Below are 26,684 nucleotides of genomic sequence, written 5' to 3' on the forward strand. Positions count from 1 at the left end.
TTACCGTCTATACAGACGGCTGACATTCGGCGGGGGGAAACGGCGGTGATCCTTTTGCAGGTGATCTTCGGGCGTGACGATCCGGCATCGCCGTTACGCCGCACCGTGCATGCGGTGCTCGGTGAACGATTCGGGGCCGCCGCTGACGACGTGTGGGCCGACGACGTGTTGATCGCGGTGAGCGAGCTGGTGCAGAACGTCGTTCAACACACCGGCGGCGACGGGACGATGACGCTGTCCGCCACCGCTGACGGTCTCCTGATCGAGGTCGCCGACACGGCGGTGACGCCGCCGCGGCTCCGTCACCCGGATCCGCGTCACGCCGGTGGCCGCGGGCTCCTGCTGATCGACGCCATGGCGCTGCGGTGGGGTACCCGCCACCGTGACGACGGCAAGACGGTGTGGGCCGTGATGCCCACGTCGGCACTGGCGGGAGCCTCGTCGGCGTAGGCCGCCCGTCGCCTGCTCGGCCGCGGCGGCGGTCCCGGTCACTGTCTGCCACACTGCCTCCGGAACCGTGTCGAGGAGGACGTCAGTGAGTGGGATCGAGGCACTGGGCCGGCTGCTGCGGCAGTCGCACCATGCACGGCCGGACGACCTTCCGCAGATGGCGATGCGGGCCGCCCCGCTCGTCGGCGCGACCGCCATGATCATCTACCTGGTGGATCACCGGCAACGTGAGCTCCTGCCGCTCCTGGCCGGCGACGCCCCGCCCCGCGAGCCGTTCATGATCGACGGGACCCTGGCGGGCAGGGCCTTCAGCACGGTCGCCGCGTGCGTCAGTGACTCCGGGACCGGTGCTGTCCGGCTGTGGGTTCCTCTGATCAACGGCGCCGAACGCCTCGGCATCCTCGAGGTCGTCCTGGCCGGCCCGGCCGACGAGCCGGTCGTGGAGGACTGCGCGACGGTGGCGGCCCTGCTGGCCGAGTTGGTGGTGACCCGTGACCTCTACAGCGACACCATCGAGCGGCTGCGCCGCCGGGAGCCGATGCGGCTGGCCGCCGAGATGCTGCGCGCCCAGTTGCCGCCGTTGACGTTCTCCACCGGCCATCTGATGATCAGCGGGGTGCTGGAGCCGTGTTACGACGTCGGCGGTGACGCGTTCGACTACGCCATCAACGGCGACATCGCCCACCTGGCGCTGTTCGACGCCGTCGGTCACGGCTCCGCGGGCGGCATGCGGGCGGTCGTGCTGGCCTCGCTGGCACTGGCGGCCTACCGCAACGCCCGCCGTGCCGCCCTCGACCTGATCGGTACCTACCACCACATCGACCGGGCCGTCCAGGACCATGATCGGCGTGGCCTGATCACCGCGGTGCTCGCCGAACTGGACCAGCGCACCGGAGTCCTGCGTGTCATCTCCGCCGGGCACCCCGGTGGTGTGGTCATCCGCCGCGGCAAAGCGGTCAAGATCCTGCCCACGCCGACCGCCCTGCCGGTCACCCTCGGACACCACCGGCCGCCGGTCGTCATCGAGGAGGCGCTGGAGCCCGGCGACCACGTCCTGCTCTACACCGACGGCATCACCGAAGCCCGTTCCACCGACGGCGAGCCGTTCGGTATCGACCGGCTCGTCGACTTCACGGTCAAGGCCATCGCCGACCAGCTGCCGTTGCCGGAGACCAGCCGCCGGCTGGTCCACGCGATCCTGGACCATCAGGACGACTGCCTGCAGGACGACGCCACCGTGCTGCTCGCCCGGTGGATCAGCCCGGCGCCGGACCACTCCGACACCGAACTGCCGGAGTCCGCCAACCGGGCGCCCTTCGAGCCGCTCGGCTGAGCAGTGGCGTTCCACGGGTGCAGCCGGGGCGGGCCCGGCCGCGGGATCGGTGTATTCGCCGGACCCCGGGGTATCGGTACTGCTGTAACCGCCCGGTGCCCGCATGCTGCCGAGGTGCGACGACGGCGGCGGCGGGGCACACTTGATCACCTCGTCCGGAAGCGTTCGGAAAGGAGCTGACCATGACCATTCGCGTCCCGCTAGCAGTGGCCACGGTCCGGCGATGACCACCGCCCAGGCGACCGGGCGTCCGGCGACGCCGTTCGTGCACGCCGCGCTGGTCCTCGAGGCCGATCGTGACCTGGACGTCCTGGCGACCGAGCTGGTCCGGTCGGCGAAGCTCTACGACGAGGTTCTGGTGGTCGTCGGGGAACACACCCGGGACGTGCTGACCGGCCGGCTCGAGGATCTTCCCGCCCGGGTCCGCTGGCGCGCACCGAACGCTTTCTACCAGCGGCTCGGCTTCGCCTACGAGGGGTTCCGCCGCTATCTGGCCGACGAGCATCGAGCCGGCCGCCGGGTACACGTGATCGCCGAACCCGATCTGGTCAGCGGCGTGGACTCCGGTCTCCGGGCTGAGCGGGCCGCGGCCTACCTGGCGTTCGAGGCGATGTGCAATCAGACGTATGCGCCGGGCGCCTCGGCGGTCACCTGCATCTGGGACGGCCGGGAGCACCCGGGCCCCGTCATCGACGGCGTCCGCGCCACGCACTCCCACCTGGTCACCCCGACCGGCCGTGTCCCGTCCCCCCATTACCGCGCGCCGGAGCATTACCTCGCCGAACGGCATGACGTGCCGATGCGGCCGCCTCCGGCACACGTCGATCACGACATCACCTTCGACGGCAGTGGCGGGCTCAGCGGGCTGCGGTCGACGGTGGGGGAGTGGGCGGCCGCTCATCGCTTCAGCGGGGAGGCGCTGGCGGACCTCGTGCTGGCGGTGATCGAGGTGGCCACCAACGGATTGCGTCACGGCGGCCCACCGGTCCGGGTCCGGGCCTGGCGCCAGGGCGGCACCCTCGTCGTGCAGTGCGACGACGGCGGTGCGTGCCTCATTCCCGCTGATGCGGGTTACCGCCGGCCTGATCCGGTGGCGCCGGCGGCGGGCGGCCGGGGCCTGTGGCTGGCCCGGCAGTTGGCCGACGTGGTCACGGTGTCGTCGCAACCGGGGCGGACGTCGGTCCGGTTGCACTTTCCCCGCCAGATCATGATGGCCGAGCTGTCGTGACTCCGGGCGGGCGGTCCGGCACCGTCGGGGAGTCGTGATCTGTTCCGCAGAACAGGTCACGGAGCCGGTCCGGGTCGTCGAGTGCGCCGGCCGGGACGCTCCAGTAGGCCTCGACGGTGACCGTGCGGCCACGGGTGGTGTACCGGAACGGGACCGACCCGTTGTCGTACCAGGTGTCGCGGTGCGCGAGGTCGACCCTGGCGTAGACGGTGTCCATGACGATGCCGACCTGTCTGCCCCGGTGCCGTAGCGACCAGCCGCCGAAGAAGGGGGCGAGCCCGACGTCCGAGCGGGGCCCGAGGAGGTCGAGGACGTGGTCGGCCAGGGCGCGGGAGCCGGTCATGTGACGGCTGCCGTGGTGTACCGGTCGACGAGTGTGCGGTACGCGTCGCGCAGATCGTCGAGCCGGTCGGCGCCCAGGGCGAGCGGTACGCCGTAGAAGCCGGCGAGCAGACCGGTCACCGCCGCCCCGGGCTCGGGAGACGGTGCCAGATGGCGGCGGAACAGCTCGGCCTGCGGGGTCAGAGTGACGTCGAGGGCACGCGGGTCGTCGAAGACGAGCAGCCGCTCGGCGGCGCTGATGTCCAGCACCGCGCAGACGCCGCCACCACGAGCCACCTCTGCGGTGATCTCGAACCACATGCGGGGCCCGGCGATGATGGACCGGGCCGTCTCGTCGAAGAACCGCCGGATGAAGTCGACACCGTCCGGCGCCCCGTCGGCGGCGAGGACGGTGCCGATGCGCCACATGCAGATGTGGTAGGCGAGCAGGTCGGTCTTGGAACCGAAATGCGCGAAGAACGTCGGCTCGGACACCTCGGCTGCCGCCGCGAGTTCCCGCACCGGGATGTCGGCGAACGCCGTGTGTTCGACACGTTCGCGCAGGGCCTGCCACAGCGCCACCCGCAGGCGGGCCCGTTTGCGCTCCCGCAGCGGCAGCGCCGCGAACCGGTCGGCGGGGGTGGTCACGGCAGCGCCAGAGCGTCGACGACTGCGGCGGCGACGCCGGCTGACGAGGCCGGGTTCTGGCCGGTGATCAGGAGGCCGTCGCGGCGCACCGTCGAGGTGAACGGCGCGCCGATCTCCACCACGGCGCCGAGATCCTTGAGCCGCCGTTCCAGCGAGAAGGGCAGCGCGGCGGTCGCGCCGGCCAGCAGCTCCTCGGCGTCGCTGAACCCGGTCACGGTCCGTCCCGCCACGAGCGGGTCCCCGGTCGGGGTGGTCGCACCGAGCAGCCCGGCCACGCCGTGGCAGACGGCCGCCACGACACCGGTACGGCCGATCGTGCCGACGATCCCGGAAAGGGACCCGTCGTCGGGGAAGTCCCACATGGTTCCGTGTCCGCCGACCAGGAACACCGCGTCGTAGCCGGCCGGATCGACGGATGCCAGCGGCACGGTGCGGGTGAGGTCGGCGTCGAGAGCGGGGTCGAGGGCGGCGTCGCCCGTGCTGGCCGGGTCGACCGGCGGCCGCCCGCCGCGCACCGAGGCGAGGTCGACGGCCAGCCCGGCATCCCGGAAGGCCTCCAGCGGGACCACCAGTTCCTCCAGCCAGAAACCGGTGGGCCGGCCGGTCGTACCGAAAGTGTCGTGCGAAGTGAGGACCATGAGAACCGATCGTGTCATGGCCACAGTATGCACAAAAACTTTAGTGGGCACAAATTCTGTTGTTGACTAGCCTCTGGCCCCGGCGGGCAGGTGTGACGTGTGCGGCTGTCGGGCTCCGGTTGCTAAGTGGTTCGGCGGGGTTGTCGAACAGCAGGTGACGCCCTGGCCATCGGCTCGGCGAGGGCCTGTCGGCGAGGAGATCTTCGTGGCGCTGCTGGTGGTGGCTGAGGACGACGGTGACATCCGTGATGTTCTGTTGCGCCTGCTGTCGCGCGACGGCCATACCGTGATCGCCGCCGACAACGGTGAGACGGCGTTGCAGGAGGTTCTGACGCGGCCCGGTGTCGAAGCCGTCGTGACCGACATCGACATGCCGCAGATGTCGGGGCTGGAGTTGTGTCAGCGCATCCGGGCGAACGAGAAACGCGCGTGCCTTCCGGTCATCCTGGTGAGCGGCAGTCTCATGCCGGGCGATCAACGGCCGCGGCAGGTGGAGGCCACCGCCCTGCTGCCGAAGCCGTTCCGGCCGGCCGAGCTGCTGGGATGCCTCCGCGAAGCCCTGGCCTCCGGTCATGCGCCGGGGCAGCAACCGTGCGTCTGCGGCGGGAACGCCGGCACCGGCCCGTGATCCCGATGCCGCGAACGGCGGCCCGGCTGGTGCGGTGGGCCGCCGTTCGGCGATCGCCGGTCTCCCGCCGACAGGGTCACGCGGTTACCGCCGCCTGCCGGGTCGTGGGATGACACCTTCGGCACGCAGTACGGCCAGTAGCGGTGGCAGGCTGACGGCGGCCGCTCGGGCGTACCCCTCGGGGGAGGGGTGGAAGCGGTCGGCACCGAACATGCGTACCGGATCGGCCTCGAAGAAGGGGTTGAGCAGTTCGGCCAGGGGGACCGGATGGCCGCCGGCGGCCTCGACCGCGACCGTCTGCGCGGCTGCCAGCCGCCGGCTGCGCAGAGCGGCCAGCCAGCGCAGCGGTGGCCGCAACGGTGGCAGGACCTTGAGGTCGGGGCAGGTACCGACGACGACGTGGCACCCACCGGCCCGCAGCTGCCCGACCGCGTCGCCGAGATGCCGTGCCGCCGCACTGAGCGGCGCGAACCGGGTGACGTCGTTGCCGCCGACGAAGATGACGGCGACATCCGGCCCCTGCCGCAGCGCGGTGTGCACCTGGTGTGGCAGATCCGATGACATCGCGCCGACGAAGGCCGGCCGGTGCAGCCGGACCGGCCGGCCGGCACCGCGGGAGAGGGCGGTGGCCAGCAGGACGCCCACCGTCTCCCGCGGTCTGGTGGCTCCATAACCGGCGGCGAAGGAGTCGCCGAGAATCGTCATGGTCAGCGGCGGGCCGGGAAGCCGCGGGCCGATCAGGCCCTCGGCCCGCGGCGGCGGTTGCATCGCGACGGGGACGATGCGCTGTACGCGACGCGCCTGCCCGACGATGACCGCGACCGTGCCGGCCGCCACGGCCACCACCGTGCCGAGCACCGCACCGAGGAGCCCGGTCACCGGCGGTGGCCTGGACCGCTGTCGGTTCGAGGTCTCACCTCACCGTGCCGTCGCGGCGCGGACGATCAGGTCGGCGACGGGGCGCGGGTTCGACACACCGACGGCGTGCGATGCCCGGCTGATCTCGATCGTCGCCCGGGAGCCGGCGCGATCGGCCATCCAGCGCTGAGCCGCGACCGGGATGTTGCGGTCGGCACCGGCGACGAGGAACCAGGAGGGGATCCGCTTCCATGCCGGCTCCCCGGACCCCTCACTGAGCGCCGCGTCGCGGATCGGCCGTTGCGTGACGGCCATCAACGACGCCTGCTGCCGGGGTACGTCGGCGGCGAACTGCTGCCGGAACAGGTCCTGCCGGATGGAGAGGTCGCTGGTGCCGTCACCGAGCGGCACCGCGGCGAGAGTGTCGCCGAGGGTGCTGCCGGGGAACCGGCCGGACAGCTCGAGTGCGCTCTCACCCTTGTCGGGGGCGAAGGCCGCGATGTAGACGAGCGCGGTGACGTCCGGGTCGCCGGCGGCGGCGTTGGTCATCACCGCGCCCCCGTAGGAATGGCCGGCGAGCACGATCGGGCCCTGCACGGAGTTGATGACGGTGCGCACATAGGCGGCGTCGGAGCCGAGTCCCCGCAGCGGGTTGGCGGCGGCGACGACCGGATACCCGCGGTGCCGGAGCCGCTCGATGACGCCGGACCAGCTCGCGGAGTCGGCGAAGGCGCCGTGCACCAGCACGATGGTCGGTCTGGTCGCGGTGTGCGGGCCGGCGGCGGCACCCGAGGCCGAGGCGGTGCCGGTGAGAACGAGTGCGGCGGCGGCGGCCACCACTGTGGACAGGCGGATGCGCATGGGACTGATTCCGATCAGGTTCGACGGTGGGCTTGGTGCGGCACCGGGCGGTACCGCACCGGGACGTCAGAGGACCGCGGCGGCGGCCCGGCCGATGAGCGCGGCCACGGCGGCGGGCTCGGAGGCGGGGATGGCGTGCGACGCACCGGGCAGTTCCACACGTTCGCGGGCGCCGGCACGCTCGGCCATGAAACGGTGCGCCGCGAGCGGGATGTTGTGGTCCAGCTCCGGATACACGAACCAGGACGGCACGCTCTTCCAGGCAGGCTCGCCGGATCCCTCGTGGAGTGCCGTGGTGTTCAGCGGGCGCTGGGCGACGGCGTCGAGGGCGGCACGCTCGGCCGGGACGTCGGCGGTGAACTGCCGGTGGTACCTGTCCTGCCGGATGTACAGGTCGACGGTGCCGTCCGGGAGCGGCACCTCGGTGAGGGTCTCGCCGAGGGTGCCGCCGGGGAACCTGCCGGACAGTTCGCCGATGCTCTCGCCGGCCTCCGGGGCGAAGGCGGCGACGAACACGAGTGCCCTGACGTGGTCGTGGCCGACGGCGGCGTTGGACATGACCGCCCCGCCGTAGGAGTGGCCGACGAGCACGACCGGCCCGTCGACGGTGGCCAGGACGCCGGAGACGACGGCGGCGTCACCGGACAGGCTGCGCAGCGGGTTGGGTGCGGCGATCACCGGGTAGCCGTCGGTGAGCAGCCGCCGGGTCACCTCGTTCCAGCTGGCGGACTCGGCGAACGCGCCGTGGACGAGGACGATGGTGGGTTTCATGACAGGGCCCTTCAACGGGTCGACAGAACGGTGGACAGGAAGGGGACACGATCGGCGCCGGCCGGTCACCGGCCGGGTGTGATCTCTACCTGGAGTTCGACCTCGACCGGGCTGTCCAGGGGCAGCACCGCGAGGCCGACGGCGGAACGGGCATGGATCCCGGCCGGGCCGAAGACGTCGTGCAGGAAGGTGGAGGCGCCGTCGAGGACCCGGGCCTGACCGGTGAAGGACGGCAGCGAGGCGACGAAGCCGGTCACCCTGACGACCCGGACCACCGCGTCGATGCCGACCACGGCGTCCACCGCCGCGAGGGCGTTCAAGGCGGCGGTACGTGCCAGGTCGGCTGCCTGGTCCACGTCGACACCGTCGCCGACCTTGCCGGTGACCGGCAGTGTCCCGCCGACGAACGGCAGCTGGCCGGAGGTGTAGACGTACCGGCCGGATCGGACCGCCGGGGCGTAGCCGCCGACCGGCGTGGCGACATGCGGCAGCGTGATGCCCAGCTCGACGAGCCGGTCGGTCCAGATCCCCATGGTGTGCGCCCTTCGTGTCACGGCCGGGCGGCTCCTGCCGCGCCCGTAGTCGATCTCACCCGGCCGGGGCGGCACGGAACACGCGAGACCGCATGCAGAAGTGCTTCTGCCTATGCGGATCGGCCGTGTCCGGCCGCCGGTTCCTCCTCGGCGAGCCGCTCCCGGGCGAACAGCCGGATCAGGTTGTGGAAGCGGTACCGGCCGTCGACATGCGCCTGCAGCAGGCTCGACTCGACGAGTTCGTCGAGGGCGTCCTCGATGCCGTCGGGGTCCACCGGATCGAGGGCACCGGCGAGTCCCGCGTCGAAGTCCGCCACGGGCGCGAGCGACAGGCGACGGAACAGCCGGCGCGCCTGCGGGGACAGCTGGGTGTACGAGAGGCTGAACGCGGCCGCGATCCGCAGGTCCCCGGCGATGAGCTGGTCGAGCCGCCGGCGTTCGTCGGACAGCCGGTCGGCCAGATGCCGCACTGTCCACTGCGGCCGGCTCATCAACCGGTTCCCGGCGATCCGCAGGGCGAGCGGCAGCCGTCCGCACAGTTCGGCCACCTCACCGGTCGCGCCGGGTTCCCGGTCGCCGATGATGCGCCGCAGCAGTGTCGCCGCGTCCTCGGACGGCAGCTGCGTCAGGTGGAGCCGGTGGACGCCCTCGAGCCCGGCGAGCAGCCGGCGACTGGTGATGACGGTCAGAGACGGTCCGGGACCGGGTAGCAGCGGCCGCACCTGTGACTCGTCCGCGACGTTGTCGAACACCGCCAGTACCCGCCGGTGATGCAGCAGTTCGCGGAACATGCCGGCCCGGTCGGTGCCGTCCTCGGGGATCTCGTCGTCCCGGACGCCCAGCGCGCTGAGCAGCCGGGCGAGGGTCTCGTCGGCGCCGGGCGGGCGGGCATCCATCCCTCGCAGGTCGACGAAGAGGGATCCGCCGGTGAATGCCGCACCGAGCAGGTGCGCCGCCTGTACCGCCAGCGTCGTCTTGCCGGTCCCGGCTGTTCCGGACACCGTCACCACCGGCGCGACCGCCGGTGCCGGCTGGGCCGCGTTCGCCACCCGGGTCAGCTGAGCCAGTTCCCGGCCGCGGCCGGTGAAGTCGGGTATCGGGCGCGGCAGCGCACAGCAGCCGGCCGGCACGGTGGCCGTGGTCCTCGCCCGGCCGGCCCGGGCCGCGGCCAGGAAGGCGGGCTGCTCGGCCGCGGGTAGTGCCAGTGCCTCGGCGAGTGCCTGGACGGTCCGCCGCTGCGGCGCGACGCTGCGCTCGCGTTCCATGTCGCTGATCGCGCGGGCGCTGACGCCGGACCGTTCCGCCAGCTGCTCCATCGTCAACCCGGCCGTGTGCCGCTGTTCTCGCAGCCGGCGACCGAAGGTGTCACTCATCGATCAGGTGGGCCCTTCGAGGCGGCGGATCGGCGCACGGAACTCGACGCCGTCCTCGTGGACCAGATGACGCATCCGCCCGATGTCCAGGAACCCGCCCTCGATCGGGTGGGCGAGCAGTCGGCCGATCGCCGTGCAGTACTTCGCCATCGAGTGGCGGCCGGGCATGGTGATCGACAGCTCCTCGCCGGCGCCGTACTCCCGCACCTCGGCGAGCGGTGGCAGGCCGGTGGCCCACGTCGCCGGGTCGCCGAGGACCGCGACCCGTACCAGCCAGAGGGGTCTGCCCGCGGCGGACGCGGCACCCGGGGCGATGACCCGCCACGGCGTACCCGTCGGTGTCGCGCCGCACTGCCGCACCGTTGCGACGAGATCGTCGGTCGCGGCCTTCAGGACCGTCTCGGTCAGATCCCACTCCTGCTGGTCGTGGCCCGGCGGGGTGACCGGGGCCGGCTTCGACACCACGGTCATCGCCGGAGTCCGGCGCACGCACGGCTCCGGTCGTGCCCCCAGCAGGTCCCGGGCGGTCCGGAGCGCCTCGTCCTGTTCCTCCCGGCGCCGCTGGACCTGAGCGGTGTGCTCGCGCAACAGCGCGTCCGCGGTGTCGGGTTCGTCGAGCGCCTGCCTGACCTGCCGGACACCCAGACCGGCCTGCCGGAGGACGGCGATCAGCATGGCGTCCTGCACCTGGTCGAAGGTGTACGAGCGGTAGCCGGTCTGCTCGTCGACCCGGGCCGGTACGAGCAGCCCCTCGGCGTGGTAGTACCGCAGCGTCTGCGCGGAGAGATGAGCCATCGCACTGAAGTCCTTGATCGACAACATGGTTCCAGCGTGCCCCTTACAGCGGCCACAAGGTCAAGCCCGGCGGTGACCGGCACCGCGGCGTGTCCGGGCACGCGCGGTGTCGGGCCGTTGCGGCATCTCACCGAGGACCTCGGCGAACAGTGCGTCGCGCAGTGCCACCTCGCGCGGGTCGTCCCACAGGTGGAAGCCGGTCCGGTTCATCGCGTAGGCGAATCCGACACCGGTGTCCGGGTCGGCGAAGGCGAACGAGCCGCCCAGCCCCATCGTGCCGAACGCCGTACCCGAGGCGGAGCCGAACCGGAACGCCGGAAACGGCTTCACATACCCCAGTGAGTACTGGGTCGGCAGCCGCAGGACCTGGTCGAGCAGACCGCGCGACGGTGTCTGCGCCGGGCTCTTCAGTTCGGCGAGCGTCCAGGGGCGCAGCCCCAGTCCGGTGCCACCGGTCGCGGCTTCGCCGTAGAGCCGGGCGATCGAGCGCACCTGCCCGATGCCGTTGACGGCGGGGATCTCGGCGGCCTGCACGTCGGGCCGGTTGATGTTGTCCGGGACGCCGAGCATCCGCGGATTCTGGAAGGCGCGGGCGCTCAGGCTCCGTGGGTTGGCGAACGCCACCGCGAAGGCCGGCGGCATCGCCGTGATGTGCAGCATCATCTCCCAGGTCCGGAAGCCGTGCATCCGGGCGATACGGCGACGATCGGTGCCCTCCGGCAGTCCGATGTGGAAGTCCAGACCGAGCGGTGCCGCCACCTCCTCGGCGAAGAACCGCCCGAGGTGGCGACCGTGCGGATCGATCCGGCTGACGAGTTCGCTCTCGTACCAGCCGAGGCTCGTGCCGTGATAGCCGTGGCGTTCCCCGGGCGTCCATGCCGGGCGCTGCTGCGCCAGCGCCGCGGCCAGAGCCGGCGAGCCGGTCAGGTCACGCAACTCCAGCGGGCGGTCGATCGCCGCCAGGCCCGCCTGGTGCGACAACAGCTGGCGTACGGTGACGTCGGCTTTGCCCGCGGCGGCGAACTCGGGCCAGTAGGCCGCCACCCGCTGGTCGTAGTCCAGTAGTCCCCGCGAGTGCAGCAGCGCGACCGCCGTCGACGACACGCCTTTGGTCGTCGAGAAGACCGGCACCATCGTGTCGCGTTCCCACGGCTCCCGTGTCAGACCGTCGCGATAGCCGCCCCACAGGTCGACCACCTTCCGGCCGTCGCGATAGACCGCGCAGGCGGCCCCGATCTCCCGTCCCCGCGCGAAGTTGCGCCGGAACGCGTCGGCCACCGGCCCGTAGCCCTCCGCCACCTCCCCGTGGACCATGGCGGACGGCACATGCACTTTCAGAACCACTCGGCTTCTCCCCATTTCTGCGAGACGTCGAACGGTGACATGGGCGACGCGGCCGGACCAGGGATCGACAGTCCCTGGTAGCGAGGTGCCGGCCCGGTGCGGCCCCCGGCGTGTTTTAAGATCACCTGGTGAAACGCGAGGAGCTGGCCGACTTCCTACGGAACCGCCGGGCCGCGCTCGCCCCCGTCGGCCGCACGAGCCGCCGGACCCGGGGACTGCGCCGGGAGGATGTCGCCGAGCGCGCCTACATCTCCATCGACTACTACACCCGGCTGGAACAGCGGCGCGGGCCGCGGCCGTCACCCGAGGTGGTGTCGGCGCTCTCCCAGGCGCTGGAACTGACCACCGACGAACGTGACCACCTGTACCACCTGATCGGTCATCACCCGCCCCAGCAGGCGCTGGAATTCGACGACGTCGATCCCGGGCTGCGCCGGGTGCTGAACGCGCTCGACGGAAACCCGGCGATGATCATCTCGAATCTGGCCCACACCCTGCTGCAGAACCGGATGTGCCTGGCACTGTTCGGCGATCTGACGCGGTACACGGGACTGGCCCGGAGCGGGTACTACCGGTGGTTCATGATGCCGGAGGAGCGCGGCATCTATCCCGCTGACGTTCACGCCGCCCAGAGCGCGACCTTCGCCGCCAGCGTCCGGGCGGCGGCGGACCTCGAACTCGACCCCGCCGAGGCCGAACACATGATCGCGACGCTGCGTGCGCGCAGTCCCGAGTTCCGGGAGCTGTGGGAGAACCATGAGGTCCGGCTCTGCCGCCAGGAGACCACCTCGCTGGTCCACCCGGCCGTGGGCCGGGTGGACTTCGACTGCGAGGTCGTCTTCAGCCATGACCGCCGGCAGCGGATGCTCGTCTTCACCCCACGCGGCGGCACGGATCTGCGGCCCCTGCTCACGGCATGATCACCGGCCCGTGGTTCTGCTAGCGTGCGGGGATGCCGGATCTCGGATCGGTGAGCTGGCCGCCTGAACCGATCAGGACCGAGAGGCTGGTGCTTCGTGCGGCCAGGGCCCGGGACCGGCCGGCGTTCATCGAGCTGCTCGCCTCGCCCGAGGTGCATGCCCACCTCGGCGGTCCGCGCCCGCGCGACGTCCTCGAGCGCGAACTGCCCGAGGTGCCCGGGCGGTGGCCGGGGAGCTTCGTCGTCGACCTCGACGGGACGATGATCGGCCAGGTCCTGCTCAGGAGACCGGCCGGGGACCGGCTGGCCGCGGTGGGAAAGGTCGATCTCGGTTACCTGTTCCTGCCGGAGGTGTGGGGACTCGGGTACGCCGCCGAGGCGTGTACGGCGGCACTCGGTTGGCTCGACCGGGTCCTTCCCGGCGAGCCGGTGGTGCTCGCCACCCAGACCGCCAACGCCGGCTCGATGCGCCTCGCCGCGAAACTGGGGTTCACCGAGGTGGAACGGTTCCATGCCTGGGACGCCGAGCAGTGGCTCGGCATGCGCTCGCCGGTCACGCCGTCCCGGTGAGCCGCCGGAGATCGACGGCCCCCACCCGCCGACTCACTCTCTACCGCAGAGTACTCTCCATTGCAGCGACAATGAGGAGGCAGCAGCCATGAACGGTGCCACCGGCATCACCGACATCCACGCCGAAGTGCGGGCCCTGCGTGCCCGGGTGCGCGCCGACCGCCGGACGGTCAGCCTGCCGCTGCTGGTGTTCGGCATCCTGACGCTTGTCGACAGCGCGCTGCTGGCGGTCATCGCCACGATGCCGGAGTCGGGCGGCGCCAAGCTCACCCTGCTGCTGTACTGGCCGGTCGCCGGGGCGGCCGGGCTGATCGTGCTGCGTGACCACGCCCGGCGACTGGCCGCACGAGCCGGCGTGGGCGGCGGCCCCCGATCGTACGAAGTGGTCACCGTCGGTTTTGTGGTCAGCCTTCCCGTCCTGGCACTGTTGTTCGTCCCGGTGTTCTTCGTCGGCGGCTATTGGGCCACGCTGGCCTGGCCGGCCGCGATCCTGACCGCGATCGCTCTGCGCCAGCGCGGCAACGTCGTGTACGGCGTCGCCGTCGCCCTGGCCCTGGCCGGACTGGTGCAGGGTCTGCTGGCCGCCACACCGCGCGGATCGGCCGAGAGCTGGACCGCGATCGGTCTGCAGGTCGCGGCCGGTGTCGCGTTGATCCTCGGTGGCCGGATGGCCGACCGTCGCGCCCGGGCCGTGTGACGTGCCCGGCGGGGACCCCGATGCCCGGGCGCCGCATCCGGCGCTGGGCCTCAACGAGGCCGTGCACCAGAAGACCCGGCTGGCCTTGCTGACGCTGCTCGACGAAGCCGGCCGGGCCGACTTCGCCTACCTCAAGCGCACGCTCGACCTCACCGACGGCAACCTCGGCCGCCACATCGACGTTCTCACCACGCAGGGGCTCGTCGAGACGGCGAAGGAGTTCATCGGCCGCCGCCCGCGAACCTGGGTCACCATCACCCGGCTCGGCGAACAGGCGCTGGCCGCCGAGATGGACGTGCTGGCGGCCCTGGTGAACCGCTTCCGGACGAACGGTACGACCACACGCGACGGGTCCTGATCGGCACCGCCGTGCCGGACGCCCGCACCATCCGGTCGCGGCGGGGTGGTCATGCGCCCCGGCTGTCCGGGACGACCAGCCGGAATCCGATGCCGCGCCGGTTCTCGATCCAGTGCGGGTCGCCGAGTTTGCGGCGCAGCGTGGCCACGTGGAAGTCGAGGGTCTTGCCGCGGCCGAAGAAGTTCGGCTCCCAGACCGTCTCCAGGATCCGGCGCCGGTCCACGACCGCGCCGGGATCGGCCGCGAGCAGGGCGAGCAGGTGGTATTCCTTCGGGGTCAGGGCGAGGGGTTCGCCGTGCAGGTGCGCCTGCCGGGTGCGGTCGTCGATGGTCAGCGGGCCGAGCCGATGCGCTGCCGAGGTGTCGGTTGTGGGCTCGGCGGGGCGGGTGCGCCGGCCGATGGCGCGCATCCGGGCCACCAGTTCCCGGGTGCTGAACGGCTTGGGCATGTAGTCGTCGGCGCCGATCTCGAGGCCGAGGACACGGTCGGTCTCGTCGCCGCGGGCGGTCAGCATGATGATCGGGACGTCGCTGGTCTGCCGGATCCGGCGGCACACGTCGATGCCGTCGATGTCGGGCAGGCCCAGGTCCAGCAGCACGAAGTCGCCGGGCGGCGCGTCGAGGGCGGCCCTGCCGGTGACCACCCGGTGGGTGCTGATGCCGTAGCGGGCCAGGCCCTCGGCGAGCGGCTCGGCGATCGACTCGTCGTCCTCGACCAGCAGCACCCGCATGAAACCTCCCTGAGCAGCGCGATCCCCGTCGGGAGGGGATACGCGCCCGGCCGTCGGATGGTTGAACCCGGCCGGCGGCGCCGACCGTACCGATGCCTGTGATCCGCCGTCTGCTGTTGACCTATCTGTCGCTGACCCTGGTCGTCCTGGTCGGGCTGGCGCTGCCGTTCGGTTACGTCTACCAGCGTGGGGAACAGCAGCATGCGCTCGCCCAGCTGGAACACGACGCGGAGACGCTCGCCGCGTTCATCGACACCGCTCTGCCGGTGAACCACGACAACCGGATCGAGTCGCTGGTCCGCGATGCCGCCGGCCGGTGGGACGCGCAGATCGACCTGGTCGACGGGGCCGGCCGCACGGTGGTCAGTACCCGCCCCGACGGCGCCACCGCACCGCGACTGCACCGGGTGCTGACCGCTGACACCCCGGTGTTCGGTGAGTTCGGCGAGCGGACGATGTCGGTGGCCGTACCGATCCATCCGGGCCGGCCGTCGCAGGGTGCCATGCAGGTGAGCGTGCCGAACGGGCCGCTGACCGACCGGATCCACCAGTTCCGGCTCGTGCTGGCCGGAGTCGGGGTCGCGGTGCTGATCTGCGGCACGCTGATCGCGCTGGCACTGGCCCGGTGGATCGGCCGGCCGGTGCGGGAACTGGAACGTGCGACCCGCCATCTCGCCGACGGCGCCGCCTCTCCCGCGTCGACCACGACGGGGCCGCCGGAGCTGCGCCGCCTGGCGGCGACCTTCAACACCACGGCGGTACGCCTGCAGAATCTGATCGCCGCGCAGCGTTCCTTCGTGGGGCATGCCTCGCACCAGCTCAAGACACCGCTGACGGCGTTGCGGCTGCGCCTGGAGAACCTGGAGTTCGACGTCGCCGCCGGTGGTGAGGCGAATCTGCGGGCCGCCGTCCTGGAGACCGACCGGCTCGCGACCCTGGTCGACACGTTGCTGGCGATGACCCGTAACGAACATGGCGGCGTGCCACCGGAACCGGTCGTGCTCAGCGGCGCCGTCGCGGCCCGCGCGGCGGTCTGGGAGCCGGTGGCCGCCGACCGTGGTGTCACCCTGTCCCTCCGCGGGCCGCAACAGGTGTCGGCTCAGGTGGTGCCCGGGGCTCTGGAACAGATTCTCGACAACCTGATCGCGAACGCCCTGGACGTGGCACCGGCCGGCAGCACGGTCGCGGTCACCTGGCAGGCCGATGGCACGACGGCTGAGCTGCACGTCGCCGACAACGGGCCGGGTCTGGCCGACGGGGACCGGGTGCGGGCGCTCCAGCCGTTCTGGCGTGCGCCCGGTGCCCGTAAGGGCGGCACCGGGCTGGGCCTGGCTCTGGTCGAGCAGCTGGCGGTGGCCAGTGGTGGCCGCGTCCGGCTGGACGCGGCCGCCCCCGCCGGCATCGACGCGGTCGTCGTTCTGCCGGTCTGACGGTGAGGTGGTCCGCGGTGCCGGGCGGTCAGTCGTCGTCTCCGCCCTGCCGGATCGACCCGTCGACGGCGTCCACGTCGACTTCACGTTCGTCGCCGTCGAGGGAGAACTTCATCTCCCAGATCGGGCCGCCGTCGCGTTCGTCGAGTTCCGCCTCCAGGACACGGGCGCCGGGGAACCGTTGGACGACGATCGTGCCGGCCCGGACGGCGTTGACCGGGCGTGGCCCGAACCTCGCGTCCAGTTCCGGATCGATCTCGATCTCGAAACCGGCCGAGGCGCGGGCGTCGTCCCGGGAGTCCTTCGCCGTGGCCAGGGCGGTACCCGCCACCAGGGGCAGTCCGACCCCGGCGACACCGACTGCCACGAGCAGGATCCTGCGCATGCGAACCTCCGACCGACGAGAGTGCTGCCCGCCTGTGCGGGCCCTGACATCGGGCAGTACGGCGGGTGGCGCTGTGACGCTCGGTACCGGGCCGGATCCTGTCCGGGACCTGTCTCATTCCTGGCACAAGCGGCCGGCGTCCCGGTGACGCCGGCCGGCTCAGTGCCGGAAGTTGCCGACCAGGGTGGTCAGGTCGGCAGCCAGGCGGGTGAGGTCGGCGGTGACGGCTGAGGTGGCAGTCGCGACTATGGTCCTCGAATCGTTTCAAACAGGACCGGTCAGCATCCCGGCTGAGCCAGCCGGGATGCTGCTTTTGTCGATTCTGTTCGGCACCGCCGTCCGGCGGCTGAGCCGCATCCGCCGTCGCCCGTGGTCGATGCGATGCCCGTCACAGGAGGCCGACCTGCGCCGGGCGTGTCAGGGCCGGTGCTGAGCCCACTTCGTGCACTCCGCGCCGTACTGCGCCTCGCGGTCGACGGCGTTGTCGATCAGGCTGTCGGTGAGCCAGTGGCGTTCGCCGTCGCCGGTCTGCTCATACTTGAGCAGGTACGACTCGAGGTTCGCCCGGTCCTGGGGGACGGCGGACACGCCGGCGTCACGCCAGTGGCCCCGGTCGGTGCAGAAGGTCACCCGTGCCTGGTCCGGGCCGGTCTTCTCGACGCCCATGGTCTTCACCCAGAGCGGGCCGCTCGACGGCTCCTCGTTGTCGGTGACGTCGGCGAACGGGGCCAGGGACTGCTGGTAGAACCGGTCGGTGAACAGGAACCGGCCGACCGGGACGATCGCGGTCCAGTCGGTCGCACTGCCCTGCCAGTACCAGAACGCCAGGCTCCGCCGGGCGGCGAGAACCTCGCCGGAGTCCGGTGTCGAAGACTTCTCCCAGGTGATCGGCGCGTTCGGGGGCCCGTCGATCGGCAGTCGCCGGTACGCCTCCTCGAACGTCATCGACGACGGGGCCGCACCGCTCGCCGCGCCGGACGGCGTCGTATCCACCTTCGGGGGCTCGTCGGGACCGGTGCAACCCGCCGTGGCCAGGGCCACCGTCACGGCGACCACCGCCGCAGCGCGCATCCTCACTTGGTCTCCCCGTTCTTCCAGTCGGTCAGGACGCCCTTGGTCCATTCGTAGCCGTTCTGGTACGAGTCTCCGGCCTGGGCGGCGGCGTTACCCACCGTGCTCTGGCCGAGCCCGCCCTTGTAGGCCTGCCAGTCCCGGTGGTCCTCGTCGGTCCACTGGCTCACCGGTTTGGGTTGGCCGTCCTGGATCAGGCCGGCCGGCAGGCCCTCGAGTCTGCCGCTGTTGTAGAGGCCGACCTCGGTGAGGTCGACCGCGGTGGTCCGGCCGGCGCCGAGCATGCTGCCGACGTCGTAGGTGGTCCGGCCGCTGTTGTCGACCTTCGCGCCTTCTTCGAGGTCCTCCAGCACGTTGCCGACGAACCCGTTGGCCAGGTCGCTGAGGCCGGGGACCCTGGAGGTCGCCGCGCCGACCGTGCCTTCGACCAGGGGGCCGACGACCTTGTACCGGTCCTCGATGTTCTTGTTGTGTTTCTCGTCGAGTTCGGCGCTGGTGGCGTGCTGCGCCTCGCCGGCTCCGAAGTCGAGGGCGCCGAGCACACTGCCGTAGTTGTGCGAGACGACCTCCATCGCGCGCAGGTTGCCGTTGATGTCGTCGTTCGGGTTCTGCCGGCCGGACAGGATCTGGTCGTACTGGGCCGCGGTGTACACCGCCTCGGCGTTGGCGACCGTCTGGTGCGCGCCCTCGTCCTTGCCGATGTCGGCCAGGAACCGGGTCAGATCGGTGCGGTTGACGTCGATCATCTCGTCGGTCACCGAGCGGCCGTCGGCGATGTTGTGGTTCACGTCGACGATGTACGCCGACACGATGTTGCCCATCGAGTCGCGCAGCTCCGGGTGGATCAGATCGGTCTTCGCGAAGTCCTCGGTCTTACCGCCCTTGGCCGGATCCGTACCGTCGGCGTAACCCTTGGCCTGCTCGTCGATGCTGGTCTCGTAGATGATCGCCTCGACCAGACGCCGCGCCTCCGGCCCCGGCTGGTCGGTCGTGGCGCGTTCCAGAGCGACGCCGAACTCATTCAGCGAGCCGTTCTTGTAGTCCTTGCCGTTGGCCATCATCTCGGCCGTCCAACCGGGACCACCGGGCACGTCCGGGGTCGCGTTCCAGTCCCGGTCGGTCAGCAGATAGTCCAACCGCGGCAACCGGCCGCCCTCCGGGCCGTCGGCGGTGAAGTGGGTGACACCGGTGAGCATGTCCCGGGTGGCCTCACCGTTTCTCGACAGGGCACTCATCAGCGAGTTCACCGGGTCGTAGCCGGCCGGCGCCTTGTTGTCGTCGTGGTCCACCGTCCAGTCCAGGCGGATGTTCTCCCCGCGGGCCTCGGTCCACAGGGCGCCGTCCTTGCCCTGCTCCATCTCGAAGTCGACGATGTCCCCGCCGACCGTGGTCAGGAACCCGGAGTCGAAGCTGTTGTTATGCAACATCGGGCCGAGCAGCTGGTAGCCGTAGACGTCCTCGACATACCGTGCGGGGCTGGACGGGTCACCGATGTCGATCTTGCTGCGCCCGGCGGCCATCAGGTCACCGACCCACTGGCTGGACAACTCGTACCGGCCGGGGACGTAGGTCTCACCGCGCGGGCCCGTCGTGGTGCCGGTTTCCGTGGTCGCGGTACTCAGCATCACCCCGAGACCGTTCTGCAGATCGCCCACCATGTCGGCGGTGCCGCGGTTGAACAGCAGATCGTCGGCGTCCTTGCCCGGATGATCCAACTGGTAGGTCGCCAGCGTGCCGGACAGCTCCAGCAGACCCTTCGGCCCCAGGCTGGTCAACACGTCGTGGGCGAACGCCGGATCCTTGCCGTACACCTCGACCAGGGCCCGCAACTCGTCGAGTTCGGCGGGGGTCGGCTCGTACGCCGGATTCTTTATCTTGTTCGCCAGCTCCTGGGCCCGGGTGATCTTGGCGGGCGGGGTGGTCGCGAAACCGTTCTGCCCCGACGGCACGTTGCCCTTGATGGTGGCCGCCGTCGTGTCGTCCTGCGCCCGCGCGTAATCCACGACCAGCCGCAGATCGTTGAGCAGCGCGCCGGTCTCCCGCCCCGTGCGATCCAGATTGCCGCCGGTGTACGCCGACGCGGGCGCGGTGATCGACATCGTCGCCGTGTCCACCGTGTAGCCGGCCTGCCGCGCCGACGCGACGATCTGCTCCGCCTGCGTGCGATAGCCCCGCATCGCGTACGCATGCTGATCGAACGCGTCAGCCAGCCGCTTGGCCGGCAGATAGGTGTTGTCCGCCTCGGTACGCAGCTTCGACCCCTGCTCCACCGCCGCAGCCGACCCGGTGCCCTGCGGCCACGCCGCGTCCAGATCGCGGGTGCAACGGATCAGGTCCTCCGACGCGTCGTCGATACCCAGCGCCAACCGCGACCAGACACCGGACGCGGCATGCCACGGACCGGAATCGAAATCCAGCACATCCTGCAACGTCAGGCCACTCACCGGCCCGCCCCCGCCCCACTACGCCGCAACCCGTCGGCACTCGCCTGATCGGTGGCCAGATAGTCCTGCGCCGCGGTGGTCAGGCTCCTGCCGTACTCCTCCACCCGGCCGGCGAGCCCCTGCAGAGCGGCCAGCCACACCTTCTCGGCCTCCCGCGCGGCGATGTCGGCCGCGGAAGCCGCCCCCGCCGCCGGCGTCAGGCCGGTACCGGCACCCTTCACCGTCTCGCGCAATGTCGCCGCGACGTCCGCCACGTTGCGCCCGACACCGCGCAGCACCTCGACATCAACCTCTAGACCACCAGGCTGCACCGGTAATCCCTCCCCCAGGGAACATCACGGTCGGCACCGTGTACAAGCAAAGGCACAGTCTTCCATCGCGCCGCGTCCCGCACGGTCCTCTTGTCACCCGACCACCCCCGGCACGCGACGAGGCCAGGGTGTCCGGCCTCGAAGGACAGGGCAGGCCCGATGGCGGAGGATAGATCCTCGCGCGGGGCCGCCGCGAACCCTCGACGGGGTACACGCCGACGACGGCCCGCAGGTTCAGCAGCCGGAAAGGCGGAAGCCCGGTACGGGATGACGGTGCCCCGCGTGGGTAGCGTGATCACGTGACGGACGACCTCTTCGCCGGTGGCGGTACCACGGGGCACCTGATGAGCCGGCTCGACTGGTCGGCCACCGACGTCGGCCCGGTGGGCACCTGGTCGCAGAGTCTGCGCGCGGCCGTCCGGATCGTGCTGTCCTCCCGCTATCCGATGCTCCTGCTGTGGGGACCGAATTACACCCAGCTCTACAACGACGCCTACTCCGCGTTGATCGGCGACAAACATCCCGACGCGCTGGGCGGCGATGTCCGGGTGACGCTGGCCGAGGGCTGGGACGTTCTGGAGCCGTTGATCGTCGACGCCAAGGCGACCGGCGTGGCCAGCTGGGTGCCGGCGTTGCAGCTGGCACTGGACCGGTCCGGCTATCGGGAGGAGGCGTACTTCAGCGTCTCCCACGCGCCCGCCCGCGACGACGACGGCGCCACCGCGGGCATCCTCACCGTGTGCAGCGAGGTCACCGAGCAGGTGGTCGGCGAGCGTCGGCTGCGCCTGCTGCGCGACCTCGCGGTGCCGGCCGGCGGCCGGACCGCCGACGTTCACCAGGTCTGCACACGGCTCTGCGCGGTGATGGGCGAGCACGGGATCGACGTCCCGTTCGCCGCCATCTACCTGCGCGACGGCGCCCTGCTCCGCCGGGCCGCGGCCGTCGGAGTGGACGATGCCGACGCCTTGCCGCCGACCGTCGCCGGGCCGGCCGGGGACGGGTGGCGTCTGCTCGTCGCGGCCGGCGGCGAGAGCGTCGACATCGGGGACGTCGCCGAGCGGCTCGCCGTGACCGGTGGCGCCTGGGACGACCCGGTACGCACCGCGGTGGCTGTTCCGTTGCCGTCCGCCGAGCGGTCGCAGCCGCTGGGTGTGCTGCTGGCCGGTGTCAGCCCGAGCCGGGGGCTGGACGAGACGTACCGCTCGTTCTTCGAGCTGCTCGCGCAGCAGGTCGCGGTCGCGGTGCGGAACGCCCAGACGTATCAGCAGGAGCGGGACCGTGCCGCCGCGCTGGCCGAGCTGGACCGGGTGAAGACCGACTTCTTCACCAACGTGAGCCACGAGTTCCGTACCCCGCTGACCTTGATGATGGGCCCTCTGACCGACGCCCTCGCCGATGACGGCGAACCGCTCGGCCCGGCCCAGCGGGACCGGATGGAGATCGCTCTGCGCAGCGCCGACCGGCTGCTCTCCCTGGTGAACAATCTGCTGACGTTCTCCAGCGTGGAGGCCGGCCGGGCCCAGCACCAGCCGCGACCGATCGACCTCGCCCGCTACACCGCCGACCTCGCCGGGGTCTTCCGGGCGGCGGCCGAACGCGCCGACCTGCGCCTGGTCGTGGACTGCCCGCCGCTGCCGCACACGGTGGCCGTCGACCCGCTGAACTGGGAGAAGATCGTCAGCAACCTGCTGTCGAACGCGCTGAAGTTCACCTTCGTCGGCGAGATCCGGGTGCGGCTCGAGGCCGACGCCACCACGGTACGGCTGACCGTCGCGGACACCGGCATCGGCATCGCCGCCAACGATCTGCCCCGGCTGTTCGACCGCTTCCACCGCGTCCGGGGAGTGCGGTCGCGCAGCCACGAGGGCAGCGGGATCGGCCTGGCGCTGGTCCGCGAGCTGGCCCGGCTGCACGGCGGTGACGTGACCGTCGACAGCACCCCCGGTGCCGGCACCACGTTCACCGTGACCGCGCCACTGGTCGAAGCCACAGCCGCCGAACCGCTGCCGGACATGTCGGCGGCGCAGGCCGCGGCCCGGGAGGCGGCCGGCTGGCTCGACGTCCCGCACGCCGCCCCGCCGGCCGCGACCGCGTCGTCCCGGCCGGAGGCGGATGCGGCCCGGATCCTCGTCGCGGATGACAACAGCGACATGCGCTCCTACCTGAGGCGGCTGCTCAGCGACCAGGGCTGGCAGGTGGAGCTCGTCCCGGACGGGCGCGCGGCGCTGGAGGCGATCCACCGGTTCCCGCCGGACCTGCTGCTCACCGACGTGATGATGCCCCGCATGGACGGCTTCGCCCTCGTGCGAGCGGTACGCGCCGACGAAGCCACCCGGGCGCTCCCGGTGGTCATGCTGTCCGCCCGGGCCGGCGACGAGTCCGGCGTCGAGGGCCTGGAGGCCGGCGCCGACGACTACGTGGTCAAGCCGTTCACGGCGGCGGAACTGGTGGTGCGGGTCCGCAACACCCTGCGGCTGGCCCGGGTCCGCGCCGGGCACACCCGGCAGCTGTCCGTGCCGGCCGGCACCACCGCGGTGATGGCGTCCGGTCGCGCCCTGGAGGAGGCGTTCCAGGCCGTCACCGAGCAGGCACGTGCCCTGGTGGAGGGCACCGCGGCCGAGGTCGTGGTCAACGGGGCCGACGAGCGCCCCGCGCTGCGGTTCACCTCGGGCGCGGACGGCGTACCCGCCGAGGGGCCCGGCACCGTGCGTACCGCGATCCGGGGTGGCGACGGCGAGCAGATCGGCACCCTCACCGTGCTGATCGACCCGGCGCGCCGGTCCGCCGATCAGGACCGGGACCTGCTCGAGCCGATGGCGGACATGCTCGCCTGGCTCGCGCAGACCGGCTGGCGGCCTGACCACGACCACCAGCTGGTGCCGACTCTGCGGCGGAGCATCCTGCCGGAGGATCTGCCCGCCCTGGACGGCTGGGAACTCCACGGGACCCACCGGCCGGCCGGCGGGCGGGTCGGCGGCGACTGGTACGACGCCATGGTGCTGGCGGATGGTGGCGTCCTGCTCAGCATCGGTGACGTGGCCGGCCACGGGCTGGGCGCGGCGGTGACGACCGGTCAGGTGCGCGCCGCGGTCCGGGCGTACGCGGTGCGGGACCCGGGGCCCGCGAGCATCGTCACCCGGGTGGCGGAACTGATCGACCGCCTCGGTACGCCGAGGACGGCCACGCTGTTGGTGCTCCATCTCCGTCCGGACACCGGGGAGCTCGCCTGGTGCAGCGCCGGGCATCCCACTCCGGTGTTCTCCGGCCCGGAGCGGGACACCCAGCTGCTGCACGGTGTCGTCGGTCCACCGCTCGGCCTGCGCCGGGCGTCGTACCGGCAGAACGACGGTGACCTCCCGCCCGGCGCCCAGCTGCTGCTCTACACCGACGGCCTGGTCGAGAGCTTCCCGTCTCCCATCGACGTCGGACTCGACCGGTTGCGGCGGCAGAGCCGGCAGTCGTACGCCGCCGGCGCGTCACCCGCCGCTCTGCTCGACGCCGTGCTCGCCGGTGTCCCCGACCCGCAGCGCGACGACATCGCGGCGCTCGTCGTGCGCCGGCACCGGACTCCGGACGCGCACGTCGTCGCCGACGTGCCGGACCTGCACGTCACGTGGTCGTACCCGCTGGACCCGTCGGCGTCCGGCATGCTGCGCCGGGACCTGCGCGCCGCCCTGGGCCATCACGCCATCGACCCCGACCTGCTGTACGACCTGCAGGTGGCCGCGACCGAGGCGGTCAACAACGCGGTGGAGCACGCCCAGCGGCCCAGCCGGCCCGACGTGGAGGTGGAGCTGCGGGTCATCGACGGTGTGGTCCTGATCGTGGTGCGGGACTTCGGAGGGTGGCGGGCCCGGCCACCGGTCCGCGACCGCGGACGGGGCGCCCTGCTGATGAGCGCCTACGGCGACGTGCGGGTGGTCCCGACAGCCACCGGGACCACCGTCACGATCGAACGCCGCTGGCGCGCCCCCAGCCAGTGACCTCGTCCACGCCGCCACCACGCCGGCGCTGTCAGATGCGGGTCCACCGCTGGTTGGCCGCGGCCGAGCAGGTCCACAGCAGGAGCGTGCTGTTGTTGGCGGTGGCGGCCTGGTTGACGTCGATGCATTTGCCGGACTGCGTTCCGCGTACGGTGCCGTCGGCCTGGAGCGTCCACTGCTGATTGGTGCCGGTGCCGCAGGTCCAGAGGATCACCCGGGTGCCGTCGGTGGTGCCGTTGCTCTCGGCGTCGAGGCATTTGCCGCCGATGCGCAGCTGGCCTCCGGTGGCCGTGACGACCTGCGTGATGCCGCCGTTGCAGTCCCAGATGACCGCCTGGGTCCCGTCGACGGGCGCGCCGCCGAGCAGGTCCAGGCAGCGTCCGGACCCGGCGCCACGCAGGCTGAACGTGTCGGTGGGGGTGGTGGAGCCGGTCCGCACCCGGTACATGACCACGCCGTGCGGCGCGACGGTGGCGCTGATCGTGCCGGCGGTGTTGCGGGTGGCCTTGGTCCAGACGTCGAAGAGCTGGTAGCCGTTCGCGGCGGGCATGCCGATCCCGGTGGCGGTGGTGGACACGGTGGCGGTGGTGCCCGACCGGTTGAGCAGGGCGACCGCGGCCGAGCCGTCAGCGAGGGGCTTGGCCCACACCTCGGTCTCGCCGAAGTCGTGGACCCGCTGCGCCTGACGGCCGAGGGTGTCCTGGTTGACGGCCAGCACGTCGGTGTTGGTGAGCACCGTCCGTACGTCCGCGGGCATGGTGGTGATGTCGTTGCCCGCGATCAGCGGCGCCGCCATGATCGCCCACATGCTGAAGTGCGCCCGGTTCTCGGTCGGGGTGAACGTGCCGCGTACGCCGACTTCGAGCATGTCCGGGTCGTTCCAATGTTGCGGCCCGGCCCACGAGGCCAGCGGTGCCTGCACGTCGAGGATCTCGGTGACCCCCATGAAGCAGTCTGCGCGACAGCCGCTGGTCCACTTGTCGGTGATGTCCTCGGTGGTACGCCACATGTCGGCGACCTGGCTCCAGTCGTACGACGGCCCGGTGTTGGAATGGGCACTGTTGGAGTTGATCGAGTAGACGATCGGCCGCCCGGTGGCGCGCAGCGCGTCGCGCATCTTCGTGAATCCGGCGATCTGATCGTTGAGCGTGCCCCAGGGCGAGCACCAGTCGTACTTGAGAAAATCGACACCCCAGGAGGCGAACGTGTTCGCGTCCTGCTGCTCATGATTCAACGCGCCGGTGGCACCACCGATGGCGTTGAAGTACTGGGCGCAGGTCTCCTCGCGAGGCGCCTGGTAGATGCCGAACTTGAGCCCCCGGGCGTGGATGTAGTCCCCGAGCGCCTTCATCCCGGACGGGAAGCGTCCCGGGTCGGAGCGCAGGTTGCCCGCACTGTCGCGGGTGGTGGCCTGCCAGCAGTCGTCGACCACGACGTACTGGTAGCCGGCCGCTCTCATCCCGGAGTCGACCATGGCATCGGCGGCGCCACGGATCTTGGCCTCGTTGATGTCGCAGCCGAACGTGTTCCAGCTGTTCCAGCCCAGCGGGGGCCGGACCGCGGGACTGCCGGGCGCCGCCGCGGCGGGGGAGGCGGCGGCAGGGACGAGGCATGCCAGGGCGGTGGCCGCAGCGGCCAGAACGGCCGTCATGGGCCGCACGGAGAGTTTCACCAAGGACCAGCTTCCAGGGGTGGCGGGGTCCGCCGCGGCCGCACCGGGGCGCCACGTCACTGCGCGGCCGGGGTGATCGGACGGAGGAACCGGGGGTGTCCCGCGGGGGGAGGGGAACGTTACGGTCGAGCTACGATCCGTTTACGGTTGCGGTGAAATTGTTATCGCTAACATGGACTGTCGTCAAGGTCTTGTACCGGTCCCATGGCCTTCATCGCCCGTCGCCCGGTCACCCGATCACCGCCACGGGAGCCCTCGGCGTTCACCGGGACGGCGCTGAGGAACAGGACGCGTTCCAGGCCCGGCAGCCGGTCGGCGGTCCAGGCGCCATGG

At 71.5% G+C, this 26,684-nt stretch carries 26 protein-coding genes; 10 read left to right on the forward strand and 16 right to left on the reverse strand.

Annotated elements, in window-relative coordinates; translation table 11 throughout:
• Positions 1–45: 45 nt before the first annotated feature.
• The 3 genes from BC793_RS27415 to BC793_RS27425 all read left to right on the forward strand — a co-directional run bounded on the left by BC793_RS27415 (position 46) and on the right by BC793_RS27425 (position 3,011).
• Complete coding sequence (locus tag BC793_RS27415; RefSeq protein ID WP_158319387.1) at positions 46–450, forward strand: ATP-binding protein; 405 nt, start codon at positions 46–48, stop codon at positions 448–450.
• 85 nt (positions 451–535) lie between these two features.
• Entirely contained in the window at positions 536–1,783 is a 1,248-nt protein-coding gene (locus BC793_RS27420) for a PP2C family protein-serine/threonine phosphatase (protein WP_109597204.1), read from the forward strand.
• A 223-nt stretch (positions 1,784–2,006) separates the two neighbouring features.
• Positions 2,007–3,011: an ATP-binding protein gene (locus BC793_RS27425; RefSeq protein WP_158319388.1), complete on the forward strand. Its 1,005-nt coding sequence runs from the start codon at positions 2,007–2,009 to the stop codon at positions 3,009–3,011.
• Here BC793_RS27425 and BC793_RS27430 read toward each other — a convergent pair.
• The 3 genes from BC793_RS27430 to BC793_RS27440 are packed head-to-tail and all read right to left on the reverse strand — an operon-like array spanning position 2,989 to position 4,636.
• Positions 2,989–3,354, reverse strand: a complete 366-nt coding sequence (locus BC793_RS27430) for a TfoX/Sxy family protein (protein WP_109597206.1) — start codon at positions 3,352–3,354, stop codon at positions 2,989–2,991. The genes BC793_RS27425 and BC793_RS27430 overlap by 23 nt on opposite strands.
• On the reverse strand, positions 3,351–3,980 hold the full coding sequence (locus BC793_RS27435; RefSeq protein WP_109597207.1) for a TetR/AcrR family transcriptional regulator: 630 nt from the start codon (positions 3,978–3,980) through the stop codon (positions 3,351–3,353). Before BC793_RS27435 ends, BC793_RS27430 begins: the two co-directional genes overlap by 4 nt.
• On the reverse strand, positions 3,977–4,636 hold the full coding sequence (locus BC793_RS27440) for a type 1 glutamine amidotransferase domain-containing protein (protein ID WP_109597655.1): 660 nt from the start codon (positions 4,634–4,636) through the stop codon (positions 3,977–3,979). Before BC793_RS27440 ends, BC793_RS27435 begins: the two co-directional genes overlap by 4 nt.
• 187 nt (positions 4,637–4,823) lie before the next feature.
• On the opposite strand from BC793_RS27440, the gene BC793_RS27445 reads away from it, so the two are divergent.
• Positions 4,824–5,246: a response regulator gene (locus BC793_RS27445; RefSeq protein ID WP_109597208.1), complete on the forward strand. Its 423-nt coding sequence runs from the start codon at positions 4,824–4,826 to the stop codon at positions 5,244–5,246.
• Between the two features lie 84 nt (positions 5,247–5,330).
• Here BC793_RS27445 and BC793_RS27450 read toward each other — a convergent pair whose 3' ends face one another.
• The 7 genes from BC793_RS27450 to BC793_RS27480 form a co-directional block, all read right to left on the reverse strand.
• Entirely contained in the window at positions 5,331–6,125 is a 795-nt protein-coding gene (locus BC793_RS27450) for an SGNH/GDSL hydrolase family protein (protein WP_373871258.1), read from the reverse strand.
• 39 nt (positions 6,126–6,164) lie between these two features.
• Positions 6,165–6,965 (reverse strand): alpha/beta fold hydrolase, encoded by an 801-nt coding sequence (locus BC793_RS27455; RefSeq protein WP_109597209.1) that lies wholly within the window; start codon positions 6,963–6,965, stop codon positions 6,165–6,167.
• A 66-nt stretch (positions 6,966–7,031) separates the two neighbouring features.
• Positions 7,032–7,736, reverse strand: a complete 705-nt coding sequence (locus BC793_RS27460; protein ID WP_109597210.1) for an alpha/beta fold hydrolase — start codon at positions 7,734–7,736, stop codon at positions 7,032–7,034.
• Between the two features lie 65 nt (positions 7,737–7,801).
• A complete protein-coding gene (locus tag BC793_RS27465) occupies positions 7,802–8,269 on the reverse strand; it encodes a RidA family protein (protein ID WP_109597211.1) in 468 nt (155 codons plus the stop codon).
• Positions 8,270–8,379: 110 nt separating this feature from the next.
• The gene (locus tag BC793_RS27470; protein WP_109597212.1) at positions 8,380–9,642 is read right to left on the reverse strand and encodes a helix-turn-helix domain-containing protein; all 1,263 of its coding nucleotides are present in this window, start codon (positions 9,640–9,642) and stop codon (positions 8,380–8,382) included.
• 3 nt (positions 9,643–9,645) lie between these two features.
• Positions 9,646–10,464 carry a MerR family transcriptional regulator gene (locus BC793_RS27475; RefSeq protein WP_109597213.1) on the reverse strand — a complete coding sequence of 273 codons (819 nt, stop codon included), beginning with the start codon at positions 10,462–10,464 and terminating at the stop codon, positions 9,646–9,648.
• A 33-nt stretch (positions 10,465–10,497) separates the two neighbouring features.
• Entirely contained in the window at positions 10,498–11,781 is a 1,284-nt protein-coding gene (locus BC793_RS27480) for a serine hydrolase domain-containing protein (RefSeq protein ID WP_109597214.1), read from the reverse strand.
• 128 nt (positions 11,782–11,909) lie between these two features.
• On the opposite strand from BC793_RS27480, the gene BC793_RS27485 reads away from it, so the two are divergent.
• From BC793_RS27485 to BC793_RS27500, 4 genes are all read left to right on the forward strand, one after another.
• Positions 11,910–12,701 carry a helix-turn-helix transcriptional regulator gene (locus BC793_RS27485; protein WP_158319389.1) on the forward strand — a complete coding sequence of 264 codons (792 nt, stop codon included), beginning with the start codon at positions 11,910–11,912 and terminating at the stop codon, positions 12,699–12,701.
• A 32-nt stretch (positions 12,702–12,733) separates the two neighbouring features.
• Positions 12,734–13,270 carry a GNAT family N-acetyltransferase gene (locus BC793_RS27490; RefSeq protein WP_109597216.1) on the forward strand — a complete coding sequence of 179 codons (537 nt, stop codon included), beginning with the start codon at positions 12,734–12,736 and terminating at the stop codon, positions 13,268–13,270.
• An 88-nt stretch (positions 13,271–13,358) separates the two neighbouring features.
• The gene (locus tag BC793_RS27495; RefSeq protein WP_109597217.1) at positions 13,359–13,967 is read left to right on the forward strand and encodes a hypothetical protein; all 609 of its coding nucleotides are present in this window, start codon (positions 13,359–13,361) and stop codon (positions 13,965–13,967) included.
• Position 13,968: 1 nt separating this feature from the next.
• Positions 13,969–14,325, forward strand: coding sequence for a transcriptional regulator (locus BC793_RS27500; RefSeq protein ID WP_109597667.1), 357 nt, complete (start codon positions 13,969–13,971; stop codon positions 14,323–14,325).
• A gap of 49 nt (positions 14,326–14,374) precedes the next feature.
• On the opposite strand, the gene BC793_RS27505 is transcribed toward BC793_RS27500, so the two are convergent.
• Entirely contained in the window at positions 14,375–15,055 is a 681-nt protein-coding gene (locus tag BC793_RS27505; RefSeq protein ID WP_109597218.1) for a response regulator transcription factor, read from the reverse strand.
• 92 nt (positions 15,056–15,147) lie between these two features.
• On the opposite strand from BC793_RS27505, the gene BC793_RS27510 reads away from it, so the two are divergent.
• Positions 15,148–16,485, forward strand: coding sequence for a sensor histidine kinase (locus tag BC793_RS27510; RefSeq protein WP_109597219.1), 1,338 nt, complete (start codon positions 15,148–15,150; stop codon positions 16,483–16,485).
• Positions 16,486–16,513: 28 nt separating this feature from the next.
• Here BC793_RS27510 and BC793_RS27515 read toward each other — a convergent pair whose 3' ends face one another.
• The 4 genes from BC793_RS27515 to BC793_RS27530 form a co-directional block, all read right to left on the reverse strand.
• The gene (locus BC793_RS27515; protein WP_109597220.1) at positions 16,514–16,870 is read right to left on the reverse strand and encodes a PepSY domain-containing protein; all 357 of its coding nucleotides are present in this window, start codon (positions 16,868–16,870) and stop codon (positions 16,514–16,516) included.
• A gap of 417 nt (positions 16,871–17,287) precedes the next feature.
• Positions 17,288–17,947 (reverse strand): hypothetical protein, encoded by a 660-nt coding sequence (locus BC793_RS27520; protein ID WP_239170361.1) that lies wholly within the window; start codon positions 17,945–17,947, stop codon positions 17,288–17,290.
• Entirely contained in the window at positions 17,944–20,361 is a 2,418-nt protein-coding gene (locus BC793_RS27525) for a hypothetical protein (RefSeq protein ID WP_239170362.1), read from the reverse strand. Before BC793_RS27525 ends, BC793_RS27520 begins: the two co-directional genes overlap by 4 nt.
• A 20-nt stretch (positions 20,362–20,381) precedes the next feature.
• Complete coding sequence (locus tag BC793_RS27530) at positions 20,382–20,696, reverse strand: type VII secretion target (protein ID WP_239170363.1); 315 nt, start codon at positions 20,694–20,696, stop codon at positions 20,382–20,384.
• A gap of 299 nt (positions 20,697–20,995) precedes the next feature.
• Here BC793_RS27530 and BC793_RS27535 point away from each other — a divergent pair, with 299 nt between their 5' ends.
• Positions 20,996–24,679, forward strand: a complete 3,684-nt coding sequence (locus BC793_RS27535) for a SpoIIE family protein phosphatase (protein ID WP_239170364.1) — start codon at positions 20,996–20,998, stop codon at positions 24,677–24,679.
• A gap of 31 nt (positions 24,680–24,710) precedes the next feature.
• Here the strand turns inward: BC793_RS27535 and BC793_RS27540 are convergent, their stop codons facing one another.
• On the reverse strand, positions 24,711–26,330 hold the full coding sequence (locus BC793_RS27540; RefSeq protein WP_109597223.1) for a glycoside hydrolase family 27 protein: 1,620 nt from the start codon (positions 26,328–26,330) through the stop codon (positions 24,711–24,713).
• Positions 26,331–26,684: the final 354 nt, after the last annotated feature.

Source organism: Actinoplanes xinjiangensis (genome assembly GCF_003148685.1).
Classification (GTDB): domain Bacteria; phylum Actinomycetota; class Actinomycetes; order Mycobacteriales; family Micromonosporaceae; genus Actinoplanes; species Actinoplanes xinjiangensis.